Origin of the sequence: Leuconostoc pseudomesenteroides KCTC 3652 (genome assembly GCF_014634745.1) — a bacterium.
GTDB classification, from domain to species: domain Bacteria; phylum Bacillota; class Bacilli; order Lactobacillales; family Lactobacillaceae; genus Leuconostoc; species Leuconostoc pseudomesenteroides.
Map to the genome: position 1 here is coordinate 33,692 of NZ_BMBP01000010.1, position 14,784 is coordinate 48,475.

Here is a 14,784-nt window from a genome sequence, read left to right on the forward strand (position 1 = left end):
CTGAAAGCAAAGTTACCCACAGACAAATACTGATCAATGTGTGATTGACTGCTTGACAATATTCAGCGCCTTTTCAGCTTCTGGGATGGGAAAAGTAACAAATACATGATTCATTTTTGGAAAAATATAGAAATTGACATTATCATTATCGCGACGTGATAATTTTTTCACATCGGCATAGAGAATATCATGCGTACCGGAAAAAATATCAATGGGTGGGAATTTGCTGAAATTAGTGTTGATTGGGCTAACAAGAGGCGAGTCAGTCTTAAAGCTGCCACTATATATTTCCCCTTGGTAAGCTAGTGCTTCTATATTTAGTAGAGGATCCGTGTGCTGAATTGATTTCATGTCAGGATTTGAGTTGCTGATATCTAGCCAAGGAGAAAATAAAATAACACGATGGGGTTGCGCTATTGTTTCATGTTCTAATAACTGTAATAGTGACAAGCAAAGACCACCACCGGCAGAATCGCCCATCAAAGTGAGCGCGGATGACATAATATGGTACTTGTTAATCGTTTTTTTGTAGTTATCTAAGATATATGGCAACACATCGTCAGCAGTGTAGCGTGGCGACTTGGGATAAACTGGCATGATGACTCTTGCTTGATTCTCATCAGCTAATTTTTGTAGCATTTTGAAGTGTAAATTAGAAGGTTGCCACCAGTAGGCACCACCATGAAGGTAATATATCGTTTTAGAAATTTTGTTATTTTGTGGCTGTATTTCAAAAGTTGTTTCATCTATTTGCGCAACTTTGTGAATGTTGAATTTTTTTTGCGCTGCTTTGGGCATTTGATAAGGTGTTTCACTATCAATCAGTGCTTTTTCAAAATTTTGCTCCTTTCTTTCGTCTTTGACTAAGGGAATAGGGCGAATTATTTTTTCCAATAACGTGGCGCGCCAACTTCTTTTATTATTCAGAGATACGATAGAAATCATAATGTGTGTCCTTCTCCTTAAAATTGTTTGTTCTTCATGATACTGTTTTTGCGTTTCGTGTTCATGATTTATTGACTTAATAATATCAGACATGCAAATACAATAAAAGGTATTATGAGATATTCATTGGGGAAAAGTCATTATGGATTAATTATTTTCTAGGCTAATATGCTCAATTTGGTCAATTGATAGAGAAATCTGTTTCACGAGGTTAATTGCAGATTCTGGGATAACTGGCACTTTAAGTGCTAGCGGTACAATGACCAAGAATTTTTTTAATATTTTTTTGTAAATTGTCTCGAAATGCGCGCATTTCATCACAAAAATACACCTAGTTATCAAAATAAGCTTACATAGCAACGTGAGTCAGCATATAATTAGAACATGCAAAAGGAAGAAAATGGTATAGGACATCTATGGACATACAGATTAAGATTGATAAAAGTATCGATGAAGACAATATTATGCTGACTGTTAAGAAAATGACACCCGAGTACTCAAAAATTATTGATCAGATACAGAACATATCTTTTAAGTTAATAGGTCTAAAAGATAATCAAAAATATCAATTAATGAATACACAAATATTAAAAATCTTTTCAGTTGATAAAAAAGTTTGTGCAATACGGGAAGATAAACAGGCTTTTTGGTTATCTGAAACACTTAAAGAATTAACTGTGAAATTACCAAATAATTTTTTGAGAATTTCTCATTCAGAAATAGTTAATGCTGATAAGATAGTTTCATTTGAACTGACATTTGGTGGCAAGTTGAAAATCTATTTAAGATCAGGCGAGGTTACTTATTCGAGTAGAGGGTATTTACAAAACATAAAGGAGTATTTTGGGATATGAACAAAATTAAAAAATATTTTATCGTAACAATGGTTAGTGTCGGTATTGGCACGACACTAAGTACCCTGATTTATTTATTATTTGGTCGAGGCAGCTTTAACTTGTTACAACCGTTTTCGGTGCAGCTTGAAAACCCAATCTACAATGCAACGATAGGTATCCTTATATACTGTGCATTTGGCAGTGCTGTTTTCTCTGCATACGAACTATTCCAGAATTTTGAAAACCGTAAAATCTATCACGTTTTCGGTAGTTACTTCATGAATGTTGCGGTCTTTTCAATTTTAGCAATACTGTCACTGTACCCATTAGGACAGCCAGTTAATCTAGTGTGGAGTATTTATTTTAATGAGCTTGGACCAAACAGTTTTCTACTTCATTTTGTTATGTTTCCAGTCATTGAATGCGTTGTTATTTATTTTGTTGTTTACGTCGTGCTATGGTTGAGCTATCTTAGGCAAGTCAGACGGTTGAATAAGCTAGTTAAAATTAAAAATTTAAAGGTTTAACTCTCTAAAGGTTCTTTCTTTGATTAACGACCATTAATCATGTATTATCACAATAAGAATAGTTTTTGAACAGAGGGGGCAATCATGACACTAAAAACAGCAGAATATGTGATGAACATTAGTTTATTGAGTAGTATGCTATTGTCTTGAATTATAAATGCTTTATGGTTTAATATTTTAGCGAGTATCGTTATCACTACATCATTATTGAATTATTTTATTATTTATAAAAGACAATCAGGTGGTAATAAATAACGAATTAGGAGAGGGTTATGAAAGTACACGTAACGGAAAGAAAAATCAATTTATTAGTAGTTAATGCACAACGGGAAGAGAATGTATTATGAAGTCTCTTAAAATAATAAATCGCGTCGAAACGAATGTTTTAGGTATGTCAGTATCAGGTGTAACACTGGAAGTGCAAAATAGTGAGTACGAAGGGATGACACTACAACTTGGTGACCATCTTGTTCGTGCTCGGCTTGCAAAAAAAACACCTACTAAGCAAGGTTACTTTTTTGTATGTTGGGAAAAAAATTGTCAAAATAAAAATCAACCATTTACGGTCGAAAATAGTCCAGAGCGATTGCTTGTCAATATTACAGATGGTGAGCAAAGCGGTCAGTTTGTGTTTTCCAAAAGTATATTAGTTAGAAAAAGTATTTTAAGCCACGATGATGTCGTTGGTAAAATGGCTTTTAGAGTTTACCCTAGTTGGGAATCTAACTTAAATCAAACTGCTAAAAAGACACAGGATTGGCAAATGCCGTACTTTATCGATTGCAGCCAATCAGTGTTAGATAAAAATAAGATTGCAAAGCTATTTTAAGTCTGGTCAGATGATATTGCCGTATGTTGAAAGGGGTGTTATTTGTCTTGTTAAGTATGTACGCACTCGACGAGTGCATGATTTTCAGTAATTATTGCTATTTACTACCGAAGAAATAATAGCTGCGAAGAACATAAAGTACAATACCATGATTGCGATGGCAATGATAAATTGAACGATTCCAGCACGGTTCCAAGTTACCTGTACAGCTTTGAATGTCTCGACATCCTTATAATCGCCTTTTTGCCATGCCCATTCATTGCCTTTAAAACCGCAGACAAAAATCCACACAAAGTTGAAAACTGGAATCAGGCAGAGCAGTGGTAAGTATGTTTTATTACCAATACCCCAAAAAATGTTGTACATAAAGGCGCCCCAATTCCAACCTTTAACTTCTGCTGGTACATTGATACCATTTTCATCCATAATTTCTCTCCCGAATGCTTTTAACGTGGTTCATTGCACGTAATTTTTGGCATAATTAATAATTGACATTGAGTGCTGGTTATTTTTTTAATATTGGCTTAATTTTTTTGATATGGTCGATAGATATTGTGTTTTGCTGCGTATTCATCAATGGCAATGATTTTATGATTATCAAATTGAATTTTTGATACGCCATCAAAGCAGTAGTTCTGGGTTTCTCGAGCTTTGAAAAACCACTCGACGAAAAATGTTTGGTTATCTATTTGCTGAATGTTTTTTATTTGCCACATTAAAACAGTTTGTTTTTGTAATGATGCCTTGATCCATGCTTTTAATTCAATCATGCCAATATACATAGCACCAGTGCATTCGTGATAAGTGATGTTACTCGAAAAAATGCGTTGTAGTTGTGTAAAATCGCGTTTAACCCACATCTCAAAATATTTGGCAATTATTTTTTCTGTCACAATAAATCCTTTCAAAAACAAATATTTTAGTTGTTCCACCGCCAATTTCTCTAATCTGATATCTTCTTATATCATACCAAACGTAATGAGTATTTAAAAATTAGTAAAGTGGTCACAGCTATGACAAACAATATGAAATAATGAGAGATAAGGTGATTGGCAGAGCAACAATGAGCCAATCATGCATAAATTAAACGATAGTCACAAAGTATTTCGCAAAAATCGGCGTCTAAGCCGTTTTTTATTGGCATTTTTTATTATTTATCGTTGTCAAAAGTAGGAGGGTGATATGAAAAAAATTGGGTTAATTTGGTTGGCAGCAGGTGCTTTTTTGAGTAGTGTCGGTATGAGCTTTATTTGGCCATTAACCAGTGTGTATTTGCATAACGATTTGGGGATATCATTAACGATGATTGGGATTGTTTTGTTTTTCAATTCATTGGCCAGTGTGATTGGGAGTTATGTTGGTGGTGCATTGTTTGACCGTTTTAATCCGGCACAACTTATACGTTATGGTATTCTTGGCGCGCTATTGAGCTTTATTTTGTTAGCTTTTTTTCATGGGTGGCCGGCCTTTGGTATTTTGTTGTTTTTGAACGGATTAAGTGCTGGCTGGAACTCGACATTGGTTTATGCAATGGGAACTAATGTTGATAGCAAAGATAGTCGGCGTGTCTTTACAATACTTTATTTTGTTCAGAACATGGGCGTTGTGATAGGAACATCTTTGGTCGGTTTTGTTTATGATGCTGGTATAACTTATCTCTTTATGATTGCTATTTTCCTCTATTTGATCTTTTTATTGATTGCTTGGACAAAATATTCTTCGTCTGGTGCAAACGCTACGAAAACATTAAATTCTGACGAAAAAAATAAAGGCAAAGCTGTCGTGCCAAAGCCAAATTTGATTGTTTTATTTACGCTTTTTATTTCACTGATGATCATCTGGACAATGTATCAGCAATGGGATTCCAATCTTTCAGTATACATGACAGATTTAGGCATTCCGCTTAGTCAATATTCGTTATTGTGGACACTAAATGCTTTCTTGATTATGGTCATGCAGGTGATTATTATTTGGTTGTCACGCTACTACGAAAACTATATTGTACAAATTATATTTGGGTTGATTTTTGTGACAATATCATTTGTGACGCTTGTTTTTGCTCATGATTACGGTTATTTTGTTGTCGCGATGATTTTGTTAACTATCGGTGAAGCAACTGCTATTCCAACGATTCCGGCCTTAGTTAATAACTTGGCACCATTAGGCACTAAAGGACGATACCAAGGGTTAGTTAACTCATGGTCGTCGGCGGGTCGTGCAATTGGCCCATTAATTGGTGGTATTATTATAGAAAAGCAATCGTATACTTTCCTATTTGAAATAGCAACTTTGGCGTTAGCAATTGTCGTTATCTTAGTGGTGATATCATGGCTGCTAAACAGGAAAAAGATCACAATGTACTAGTCAAGGTTGGTTGCTAAATATGGATTGATCGTGTTATGATGGAGAAAATAAATCGCAATCGGTTGGGTGAAAACTTCAAGATTGGTTAGTCGGGGAACTAACCATTTTTGAAGTTTTTTTGATTGCAAAAAGGAGAAACACGTGTCATTTTTATTGATTATTGTACTGATTATTATTACTATTTTATTAGGAAAATTAGCTGTTAAATTAGGATTTTCGGAAGTTGTTGGGCAGCTATTGGCTGGTGTTATTTTGGGAACCAGTCTGTTAAATTGGGTGCAGTCAACGGCACTCATCCACCTCTTGGCAGAAATAGGCATTGCAATGCTAATGTTTCATTCTGGCCTATCATCAGATTTGAAAGTCATGAAGCAACATATTAAAGCATCTTCTGCTATTGCCGTATTTGGTGTTGTGGTACCTGTGCTAGTGATGCCGCTGGCATTTGTTTTGTTAGGGTATGATTTACGGGTTGCTTTGTTTGCTGGTGTTGTTTTTGCAGCAACATCAATTTCAATCACATTAGCTGTTTTAGCTGAGCAAAGAAAATTAGCCACGTCCCTAGGCGCTATTATTTTGTCAGCAGCGATTCTTGATGATGTGATTGCTTTAATTGCAATGACAGTATTCTCTGTTGTCTTGGGTGGTCAACTGGGATTGGGCGGCTTGGTGCCACTAGTGGCTTTTACCGCAGGGCTATTTATTAAAAAATATACACTAGCTGACTATTTGGGAAAAGGCACTTCAATGGCAGGAAAATGGTTTTTCTATCCTATTTTCTTCGGGTCAATTGGCCTTACGCTAACTTTGCCCAGCACATCTGACAAGATTGTAGCGATAATTATTTTTAGCATTTTAGCTATTTTGACCAAATTGATTGGCTCTTTTTTGGGTGCAAAACTATCAGGGTTATCGTCTTCTGTGGCCACTGCCATTGGTGCAGGAATGGTATCACGAGGAGAAATGGCATTAGTCATTATACAGATTGGCATTAGCTCTGGTATTGTCAGTCAAAATCTCTCAAGTGAAATGATTGTGACAGTCATGATTACGACAATTGTGGCCCCTCTCATCATGAAACCATTGTTTAAAAATATTAAGAAACCATAAGATCACTGCTTTGGTGGTTAGTTTTTGTACTATAATAAGGACATATTTAAGCCTATACAAGTGAGGGAAAAGACTATGAATGTTATTGTACATATTGATGAATCAGAAAAGTGGCAAACGGTCCTTTCAAATTTGAAGCATTTAGTTGAATGGTACGAAAATAATGACATTGTGGGTACGATTGAACTTTTGGTTAATGGTGGCGCAGTTCAGCAAGTTGTTAAACAATCTGACTTGCAGTTGAACAAGTTGATTAGTTCTTCTGTTGTTATTTCGGTATGCAAAAATTCACTTGATCAAAGAAATATTTCATCTACCGAATTACAAGATAATATCGTGATTGTTCCTTCTGGTGTGGTGGAATTGGCAATCAAGCAAAATGAGGGCTACGGCTACATTAAACCATAATGACAGTGCATTACGACTAATTGAAGCAACGATTTTTACTGCTTAAACTGATAACAAAATATAGCCCACAATCATGAAAAACAATAGCAATCCAATGTTTAAAAACGAGAAAGTTTTGAAGAATCCAAACGTACTGTGATGATGTGACAAAGCAGCATATTGGCGCAGAGCTAGAAGGTTAGCCAGTGAGGCAATGAGCGTACCTAATCCACCGACAGTGACACCTAAATATAAGCCATAACTATGTTGGGTGAATTTTGAGATTAGAATAGCAGCGGGCACATTACTGATGAATTGGCTAGTTATCATACCGGAGAAAAACGTTTCTAAGCTTGATGTGGTATGTTGATATAATAAAGTCTGCACATATTTGATACGACTGATTGCGCCGACAATAATGAAAAAATTAACGAAAGTTAAAATAATCCCGTAATCAGCATGTTTGAAAACTGACTTTTGCAAACAGACAGCCGCTAAAACACTAACGATTAGTGCCATATAAACAGGTATGACTGACAAAATCCCTAAAAGAACGATTAACGTGGCGCCTAACAATAGCCAAGTTTTATGTTGGTTAATTTCAACAGATGGTAAAGTAACATCATCAATGGGTTGATTTTTTATGACTAATAAAACAACAAACATGGATAATAACGCCACCAAACCAAAAGGTAACGACATCATCATAAATTGACCAATTCCGAGATGGTAATGAGACACCAAATAAATGTTTTGTGGGTTCCCAAAAGGTGTTAATGCGCTGCCAAGATTGGCATATATGGTTAATAAACTGATTGTTAATATTTTTGGTAAATTGATTTTTTGAGCAATATTAAAAACAATTGGCACAAGGGTCAAAATTGCAACGTCGTTTGTAAAAAACATTGACCCAAAAAAAGAGCAAAGTAAAAGCACTAAAATGACAGAACGGATCGTGCTACATTTTGCAACAATGTAATTTGCTACGAATTTGAGTATATTGAGCGCTTGATAAATTGTAATGAGTAGGATTAATGCTGCTAGTGAGGTAATGGTATTAGCATCAATGTCTGATAGTTTGACAACACCAAACACCATTGAGAAGATTGCAAGGATTAAGGTGATTAAAAATGTTTTATCAGTAATAATTCTTTTTAAAATGACAGGCATCAAATTGACTTCCTTTGAAGTTGATGGATAATATTACAATTAGTATAGCATTTTAGGTGGCTATTAAAACTAGTAGCATGGAAAAATATGAACTATTGGTAAAATATAATCTATTTAATTAAGGGTATAATTTGATATAGTGAAAAAAATAACAAAATTGGTGATATCTTAAAAATAAGACAATAATTGAAACTATGTTTTTGTAACCAGTTACTATTAAGCTAATTGTTTGATGTTTATTAAAAATTAGAATATAATAATGTCTGTAATTTAAACTTGCGTGGCAAATGCTGCGCTTTTTTTACGCACTAAAATACTTATCATGTGATAAGTATCATATTTTTATCGGAGGATATCATGGAGAAAAATAAAGTATTGGTGCTGGCGGGCACTTTAGCGGTTTCAGGGGCAATGTTATTGCACAGTGATGTTGTGAACGCTGCAAGCACAACTGGTTCAGCGACTGTTGCGACTACAGCAGCTTCCAACTTGCAGAATGGCAGTTATACGGCAACTGCTAAATTGTACAAAACGGGCACAACCAATGATTCGATGATGTCGTCAATGGTGTTGCCAACCGCAAATGTTGTGATTAAAAATGGACAAGCCATCATTACGTTGCAATTTAAGGACTTAAGTACTAGTGATATGGTAAAAAGTTGGATCATTGATGGTGTTTCTGCGGTTAAAAAGGACAACAATTTTAATGTGGTCTTACCTGTTTCAGATTTAAATAAAACACTCGATTCAACCATACACGTGGAAACAATGATTGGCCCAGTGCCATTTACTGAAACCCAACCGGTTGACATTAATGTGACTGATTTGAAGTTTGTGGCACGTGACCCAGAAGAAGTTGCTGCCGAAGAAAAAGCTAAGGCTGAGGCGGATGCCAAAGCAAAAGCTGACGCGGTCAAGGCAGCAGCGGCGGAAAAAGCTAAACAGGCAGCTTCTGCTAAGGCTTTAGCAGAAGCTGCTGCCAAAGCAAAAGCAGAACAAGAAGTGGATTCTAAAAAGCGTGATCAATCTGTCACCAAGCAGTATGCAGTTAAACTCTATAAAACTGGCACAACTAATGATTCAATGATGACATCAATGGTATCACCAACTGCCACAGTTGTCACTAAAGATGGTCAAGCAACGGTCACGTTGCAATTCAAGGATATGGCAACAATTGATATGGTAAAAAGTTGGGTTATCGATGGTGTTGCTGCCACTAAGAGTGGACAAAGTTTTGTTGTAGTCTTACCAGCATCGGATTTGGGTAAGACACTACACACTGTGATTAGTGTTGCCACAACAATTGGGGGGGTGCCATTTAGTGAAACGCAGCCGGTTGATCTTGTGCTACAAGCTGAAAACAATGAGTCGGTTACGAAGACTGATGAAAGTAAAGGTGATGTTCCAGCACAAACGCTAGGTCACGACGTGCCCTTGACAGCACAATTATCAAGTACATCAAAATTGCCTAACACAGCTACTAACGTGACGACAACTGCACCACTTTTGGCAGCGTTAGTTTCAGGTGTCTTGGCTCTGGGTATTTGGTTTAAGAAGGTTTTGCGTTAATGCGACGATTTCAATGGTTTATGTTAACTTGCGTTAGTTTGCTATTAGGATTCATGATTGTTACCCAAACAGTATCTGCAGACACTTATTCAGTGCCTTTCAGGGTCGTCAAGGATGGCACAACAGAAACATCGGTGGCTGATCAATACTTTCAAAAGCCTGCAACGGTAGCGATTGATGGGGATCATTATGTGGTCATTATGACGATCAAAACGACACATGATTTGGGCCTTTTCCCTGTATCTGTGACTGATTTTAATGGTCAAACGCCGGCAATTTCAAGGACAACGCAAGGCAATACCGATTATTATCAGTACCAGTTCACAGCGACCAATTTGGATACGCGCTTGGGTGGTCACATGACCGTCAACATTCAAGCAATTCGCTACAACCATTATTATGGTTATGGTGTGGTTTTTGATACGAACAGTCTTCCTAAAATTGGCGAGAATAAAGAGCCTGCGTCGTCGTCATCAGCGAGTTCAACTAATGCGACATCTGAATCAACGGGCAGCTCATCAACATCATCGTCACAATCTGCTTCGAGTACCTCCTCGCAAGCGTCTTCATCATCAAAAAAACTACCAGTCAAAGTAGTGCCTCATGTGTCTGTTAGTAAGAAAACTACTAAAAAAGCATCACCAACAAAAACGAAAAAAATTATTTTGTGGCCATGGCTGTTGGTGATTGTTGTAGGTATTGCAACCGTCATTTTCTTTGAGAGACGATCTCGCAAATAATTTGTAGCGCCACTATTAATGTGACTTGACGATAGCATTATTTTAAGGTAATATTAAAAATATCTTAGAGGAATAAGCAAGCGCGTGTTTAGAGAGTTGATGTATGGTGTAAATCAACCACGTTAATGCCCAAGGTTGCTAAGGATTAACTCATCACATTAAAATAAATTAAGTGGTCGTTTCGTAACGACAATTTAGGTGGTACCACGCGTCAGCGTCCTATATTAGGATGTTGACGTTTTTTTGTGGTAACGCTTTAAAATGAGTTGACAAAGTAGCTAATTTACTGAATATATAAAGGAGAAATAACAATGCGCGATATTGATATGTCAACAAAATATAATCCCACTGCTGTTGAAGCTGGTCGGTATGATAACTGGCAAAGCAAAAAGCTTTTTGCACCAGAATCGAATCAAGAAATTCAGGGGAATGAGCCAGAACCTTATTCAATCGTCATTCCACCACCCAATGTCACAGGTAAATTGCATTTAGGGCATGCTTGGGATACGACGTTGCAAGATATGATTATTCGTCAAAAGCGCATGCAAGGATTTGATACTTTATGGTTGCCTGGCATGGATCATGCCGGCATTGCAACACAAGCGAAGGTTGAGCAGCGTTTGCGCGGTGAAGGTATTTCACGCTATGATTTGGGTCGTGAGAAGTTCGTAACACAAGTTTGGGATTGGAAAAATGAATACGCCGCCACTATCAAACAGCAATGGGGTAAAATGGGGCTTTCATTGGACTTTGATCGTGAACGTTTCACATTAGATGAAGGTTTGAACAAAGCAGTTAACAAAGTCTTTATTGATTTGTACAACAAGGGATTGATCTATCGTGGTGAATACATCATTAACTGGGATCCACAAGCGCGTACTGCGTTGTCTGATATTGAAGTAATTTATCAAGATGATGAGGGTGCTTTCTATCATGTTAAGTATCCATTCACCGATGGTACGACTTTTAATGGTAAGAATTACATTGAAATTGCAACGACTCGTCCAGAAACAATGTTTGGTGATGTTGCTGTTGCCGTACATCCGAGTGATGAACGTTACAAAGATTTAATTGGGAAAACAGTCATGGTACCACTCGTTGGTCGTGAAATTCCAATTATCGCTGATGAATATGTTGAAAAAGATTTTGGGACTGGTATGGTAAAAATCACACCAGCTCATGATCCTAATGACTTCCAAGTCGGTAATCGCCATGATTTGGAACGCATTAACACAATGACTGAAGATGGTCATTTGAATGAGCATGCTGGCAAATATAACGGCATGGAACGATTTGAAGCGCGCAAAGCAATCGTGGCAGACCTTGAAGCGGGTGATTACATGCTCAAAGTTGACCCAATTGTTCACTCAGTTGGTCATTCAGAGCGGACCGGCGTGCCAGTAGAATCACGCTTGTCTACGCAGTGGTTTGTCAAAATGGCACCATTGGCAAAGCAAATTTTGGACATGCAGCAAAATGAAGACGAGAAAGTTGAATTTGTGCCAGCACGTTTTGAAGACACATTCACGCATTGGATGGAAAATATTCGTGATTGGGTTATTTCACGTCAATTGTGGTGGGGACATCAAATTCCTGCGTGGTATAAGAACAAAGGCACGGCTGACGAAGAAATTTATGTTGGGACAGAGGCGCCTGAAGGGGATGGTTGGGAACGTGATCCTGATGTGCTTGATACTTGGTTTTCAAGTGCACTTTGGCCATTTTCAACAATGGGTTGGCCGGAAAAAATGGATGGTGATTTTGCCCGCTATTACCCAACCAATACCTTAGTAACTGGTTATGATATTATCTTCTTCTGGGTTGCACGAATGATGTTCCAGGGTAAGGAATTCACTGGTCAGCGACCATTTAAAAATGTCTTAATTCACGGTCTTATTCGTGATGGTGAAGGTCGCAAAATGTCAAAGTCATTGGGCAATGGTGTGGACCCAATGGACGTTATTGAAAAGTACGGTGCTGACGCATTGCGTTGGTTCTTAGCAACAGGTTCAACTCCGGGACAAGATGTGCGTTTCACTTACGATAAGATGGATGCAGCTTGGAACTTTATCAATAAGATTTGGAATGCTTCGCGGTACGTTATCATGAATCTGGCAGAAGATACGCCATCACAATTGCCTGATTTGGATAAATTAACACTAGCCGATCAATGGATTTTGGCACGCTTGAACACAACAGTTGCTGATGTGACACGTAATTTTGATAAATTTGAATTTGGCGAAGCTGGTCGTTCACTATATAACTTCATTTGGAATGATTTTGCCGACTGGTACATCGAAATGACCAAAGAAACATTGAATGGCGATGGTGACAAAGCGCCTGTTCAACAAACATTAGCTTATGTTTTGGATCAGACGTTACGTTTGTTGCAGCCAATTATGCCATTCGTAACAGAAGCGATTTGGCAAGAAATGCCAGATCAGGCGGGAAAGAATGCTGATTTTGCTATCACACGATATCCTGTTGTACATGACAAATTGACTAACGACGCAGCAGAAACAGCGTTTAAGTCGTTGCAAGATTTGATTGTTGCGGTGCGTAATATTCGTTCAGAAGCCAACGCACCAATGTCAACAGCAATCGACTTGTTGATTAAGACAAACGATGACAATTTGATCCGCATATTTAATGATAATGCGGATTATATTAACCGTTTTGCACATCCTAAGTCATTGACGATTGCCGCTGATGTACAAGCACCGGATTTGGCAATGTCACAAGTGATTACCGGCGCAGAAATATATGTGCCACTTGCTGAATTGATTGATATTGATGATGAGATAGCACGTCTTGAAGGAGAAACTAAGAAATTCTCTGGTGAAGTGAAACGTGCTCAAGGCAAATTATCTAACGAAAAATTCGTTAATGCTGCCCCAGAAGCGGTTGTTGCTGCTGAAAGAGAAAAATTGGCTGATTGGCAAGCTAAGCTTGCCGCCACGCAAGAACGTTTGACGTCTTTGCGCTCAGCGAAATAATAAAAAAAATCCATGATTATACGAGATAATCATGGATTTTTTTATTTTGCGATGGTATTTCGAGTCTGCGATAAGAACACTTTAGCAATTAATAAGAACATACCAATCATCATCACCCATAACAAATTAAATGTAGGTGTGTGCCAAATACCATCATGATAGTAAATAATGCCGCGCATACCATCAATTAAGAATCGCATTGGCAGCCAAGGATAAATGATGTCGCGGTAAAAGTGAGATAGCATTTCTGGGGCTAATTGTAGAATTGGTAGGGCAAAGAACATCAATAAAACGAAAAGTGGTAAACCAATAAAGCCCGTCCAACTCAATATTCCTAGAATTATCATAATAAATGAAAATTCAGCAATCGTCGCAAACAGCGCAATGGTCCAAAAATTTTGGAAGTGATAGTTGAGTAGCCATGTTGTATACAACGGCGTCATAATACCAATAAAAATCGCTAAACTAGCAGCAGTCATGAGTTGCATGGTAGCAAGACGGTATTTATTTTTACCACGAAGTTGACCATCTTTAGCAGCGTAGAAAAGCATTAGGCTGATAATAACACTGCTGAGCCAAAGGGGTTGAAAATAAATCGCTGTTGCATTAACTTTATTTTCAGTTGGATGAACAATTTGGTTAGTGACATTTAGTGGTTGGGCAATTGTTTTGGCAACCACAATCGGAATCGGTTGTTGGTGCGAGGCAAACTGTGTGATGATGTTTTTTGAAATCGTGCCACTGATAGTTGTTGTCATGTGACTGAACAAGTTCGTAACCGCAGTACTAACAGTTGGATTTTTGGCTTGATTGATGACTGTTGTGACACTTGGTTTAGTGGGTGTTGCTGTTGCTAGTGTCGCCATGTTTTCTCCAAAATGACGTTTAATAATGATAGCGCCGTAGAATTTTTGTTTGGACATATCTTGTTTGAGTGCTGCGGTTGACTTGACGGTTGTCCATTTAAGGGTAGTGGGATTTTTATCACCAACACTAGTCACCTTTTTGAGTTGATCAACTATTTTTTTGCTGATAGGATTGGTTGGATCTCCATTAACAATGGCTAGTGGTAAATTTTTGACCGTTGTATGGACTGTTGGTATTTGTGACAAAACCATGATGAACGATAAAGCGATGCCACCAATAGCTGCTAATAGCCAGAATTTATACTTTTTAAACATGTAAAACCTCCTAAAATTGAACGTTGTGTTCTTTTTTGATATACTTAGCGTAATCTTGAATTAGGTGATTATCAATCGTCAAAAATAGGCGATATGTCGCAAATGCAACATAACATGAGAAAGTGTTTTA

14 protein-coding genes are annotated in these 14,784 nt (G+C 37.4%); 9 read left to right on the plus strand and 5 right to left on the minus strand.

The window, feature by feature from the left end:
• Positions 1–33: 33 nt before the first annotated feature.
• On the minus strand, positions 34–945 hold the full coding sequence (locus IEU65_RS08975) for an alpha/beta hydrolase fold domain-containing protein (RefSeq protein WP_010279555.1): 912 nt from the start codon (positions 943–945) through the stop codon (positions 34–36).
• A 416-nt stretch (positions 946–1,361) separates the two neighbouring features.
• Here IEU65_RS08975 and IEU65_RS08980 point away from each other — a divergent pair, with 416 nt between their 5' ends.
• The 3 genes from IEU65_RS08980 (at position 1,362) to IEU65_RS08990 (ending at position 3,137) form a co-directional block, all read left to right on the plus strand.
• Positions 1,362–1,799, plus strand: coding sequence for a LytTR family DNA-binding domain-containing protein (locus IEU65_RS08980; RefSeq protein ID WP_010279562.1), 438 nt, complete (start codon positions 1,362–1,364; stop codon positions 1,797–1,799).
• Positions 1,796–2,308 carry a hypothetical protein gene (locus IEU65_RS08985; protein WP_010279566.1) on the plus strand — a complete coding sequence of 171 codons (513 nt, stop codon included), beginning with the start codon at positions 1,796–1,798 and terminating at the stop codon, positions 2,306–2,308. The genes IEU65_RS08980 and IEU65_RS08985 overlap by 4 nt, the downstream gene beginning before the upstream one ends.
• Positions 2,309–2,651: 343 nt before the next feature.
• Positions 2,652–3,137 carry a MepB family protein gene (locus tag IEU65_RS08990; RefSeq protein ID WP_010279570.1) on the plus strand — a complete coding sequence of 162 codons (486 nt, stop codon included), beginning with the start codon at positions 2,652–2,654 and terminating at the stop codon, positions 3,135–3,137.
• Positions 3,138–3,221: 84 nt separating this feature from the next.
• Here IEU65_RS08990 and IEU65_RS08995 read toward each other — a convergent pair whose 3' ends face one another.
• Positions 3,222–3,563 (minus strand): hypothetical protein, encoded by a 342-nt coding sequence (locus IEU65_RS08995; protein ID WP_010279576.1) that lies wholly within the window; start codon positions 3,561–3,563, stop codon positions 3,222–3,224.
• 98 nt (positions 3,564–3,661) lie between these two features.
• The gene (locus tag IEU65_RS09000; RefSeq protein WP_228934768.1) at positions 3,662–4,069 is read right to left on the minus strand and encodes a nuclear transport factor 2 family protein; all 408 of its coding nucleotides are present in this window, start codon (positions 4,067–4,069) and stop codon (positions 3,662–3,664) included.
• 250 nt (positions 4,070–4,319) lie between these two features.
• Here IEU65_RS09000 and IEU65_RS09005 point away from each other — a divergent pair, with 250 nt between their 5' ends.
• The 3 genes from IEU65_RS09005 to IEU65_RS09015 all read left to right on the plus strand — a co-directional run bounded on the left by IEU65_RS09005 (position 4,320) and on the right by IEU65_RS09015 (position 7,019).
• A complete protein-coding gene (locus IEU65_RS09005; protein WP_010279582.1) occupies positions 4,320–5,501 on the plus strand; it encodes an MDR family MFS transporter in 1,182 nt (393 codons plus the stop codon).
• Between the two features lie 141 nt (positions 5,502–5,642).
• Positions 5,643–6,611: a cation:proton antiporter gene (locus tag IEU65_RS09010; RefSeq protein ID WP_010279585.1), complete on the plus strand. Its 969-nt coding sequence runs from the start codon at positions 5,643–5,645 to the stop codon at positions 6,609–6,611.
• A 75-nt stretch (positions 6,612–6,686) separates the two neighbouring features.
• On the plus strand, positions 6,687–7,019 hold the full coding sequence (locus tag IEU65_RS09015) for a DsrE family protein (RefSeq protein ID WP_010279589.1): 333 nt from the start codon (positions 6,687–6,689) through the stop codon (positions 7,017–7,019).
• A 42-nt stretch (positions 7,020–7,061) separates the two neighbouring features.
• On the opposite strand, the gene IEU65_RS09020 is transcribed toward IEU65_RS09015, so the two are convergent.
• On the minus strand, positions 7,062–8,168 hold the full coding sequence (locus IEU65_RS09020; protein WP_010279592.1) for an SLC13 family permease: 1,107 nt from the start codon (positions 8,166–8,168) through the stop codon (positions 7,062–7,064).
• Between the two features lie 357 nt (positions 8,169–8,525).
• On the opposite strand from IEU65_RS09020, the gene IEU65_RS09025 reads away from it, so the two are divergent.
• From IEU65_RS09025 to IEU65_RS09035, 3 genes are all read left to right on the plus strand, one after another.
• Positions 8,526–9,737 carry an NEAT domain-containing protein gene (locus tag IEU65_RS09025; RefSeq protein WP_010279596.1) on the plus strand — a complete coding sequence of 404 codons (1,212 nt, stop codon included), beginning with the start codon at positions 8,526–8,528 and terminating at the stop codon, positions 9,735–9,737.
• Positions 9,737–10,477: an NEAT domain-containing protein gene (locus tag IEU65_RS09030; RefSeq protein ID WP_010279598.1), complete on the plus strand. Its 741-nt coding sequence runs from the start codon at positions 9,737–9,739 to the stop codon at positions 10,475–10,477. The genes IEU65_RS09025 and IEU65_RS09030 overlap by 1 nt, the downstream gene beginning before the upstream one ends.
• Positions 10,478–10,788: 311 nt before the next feature.
• Positions 10,789–13,473 (plus strand): valine--tRNA ligase, encoded by a 2,685-nt coding sequence (locus tag IEU65_RS09035; RefSeq protein ID WP_010279601.1) that lies wholly within the window; start codon positions 10,789–10,791, stop codon positions 13,471–13,473.
• Between the two features lie 41 nt (positions 13,474–13,514).
• Here the strand turns inward: IEU65_RS09035 and IEU65_RS09040 are convergent, their stop codons facing one another.
• On the minus strand, positions 13,515–14,654 hold the full coding sequence (locus tag IEU65_RS09040; RefSeq protein WP_010287302.1) for a YhgE/Pip domain-containing protein: 1,140 nt from the start codon (positions 14,652–14,654) through the stop codon (positions 13,515–13,517).
• Positions 14,655–14,784: the final 130 nt, after the last annotated feature.

Bases quoted from the DNA above. Each gene is read 5' to 3' on its own strand.
- IEU65_RS08995 (WP_010279576.1), bottom strand. From the start codon at position 3,563: ATGGATGAAAATGGTATCAATGTACCAGCAGAAGTTAAAGGTTGGAAT.
- IEU65_RS08985 (WP_010279566.1), top strand. From the start codon at position 1,796: ATGAACAAAATTAAAAAATATTTTATCGTAACAATGGTTAGTGTCGGT.
- IEU65_RS09005 (WP_010279582.1), top strand. From the start codon at position 4,320: ATGAAAAAAATTGGGTTAATTTGGTTGGCAGCAGGTGCTTTTTTGAGT.
- IEU65_RS09040 (WP_010287302.1), bottom strand. From the start codon at position 14,654: ATGTTTAAAAAGTATAAATTCTGGCTATTAGCAGCTATTGGTGGCATC.
- IEU65_RS09015 (WP_010279589.1), top strand. From the start codon at position 6,687: ATGAATGTTATTGTACATATTGATGAATCAGAAAAGTGGCAAACGGTC.
- IEU65_RS08980 (WP_010279562.1), top strand. From the start codon at position 1,362: ATGGACATACAGATTAAGATTGATAAAAGTATCGATGAAGACAATATT.
- IEU65_RS09020 (WP_010279592.1), bottom strand. From the start codon at position 8,168: ATGCCTGTCATTTTAAAAAGAATTATTACTGATAAAACATTTTTAATC.
- IEU65_RS08990 (WP_010279570.1), top strand. From the start codon at position 2,652: ATGAAGTCTCTTAAAATAATAAATCGCGTCGAAACGAATGTTTTAGGT.
- IEU65_RS09030 (WP_010279598.1), top strand. From the start codon at position 9,737: ATGCGACGATTTCAATGGTTTATGTTAACTTGCGTTAGTTTGCTATTA.
- IEU65_RS09035 (WP_010279601.1), top strand. From the start codon at position 10,789: ATGCGCGATATTGATATGTCAACAAAATATAATCCCACTGCTGTTGAA.
- IEU65_RS08975 (WP_010279555.1), bottom strand. From the start codon at position 945: ATGATTTCTATCGTATCTCTGAATAATAAAAGAAGTTGGCGCGCCACG.
- IEU65_RS09025 (WP_010279596.1), top strand. From the start codon at position 8,526: ATGGAGAAAAATAAAGTATTGGTGCTGGCGGGCACTTTAGCGGTTTCA.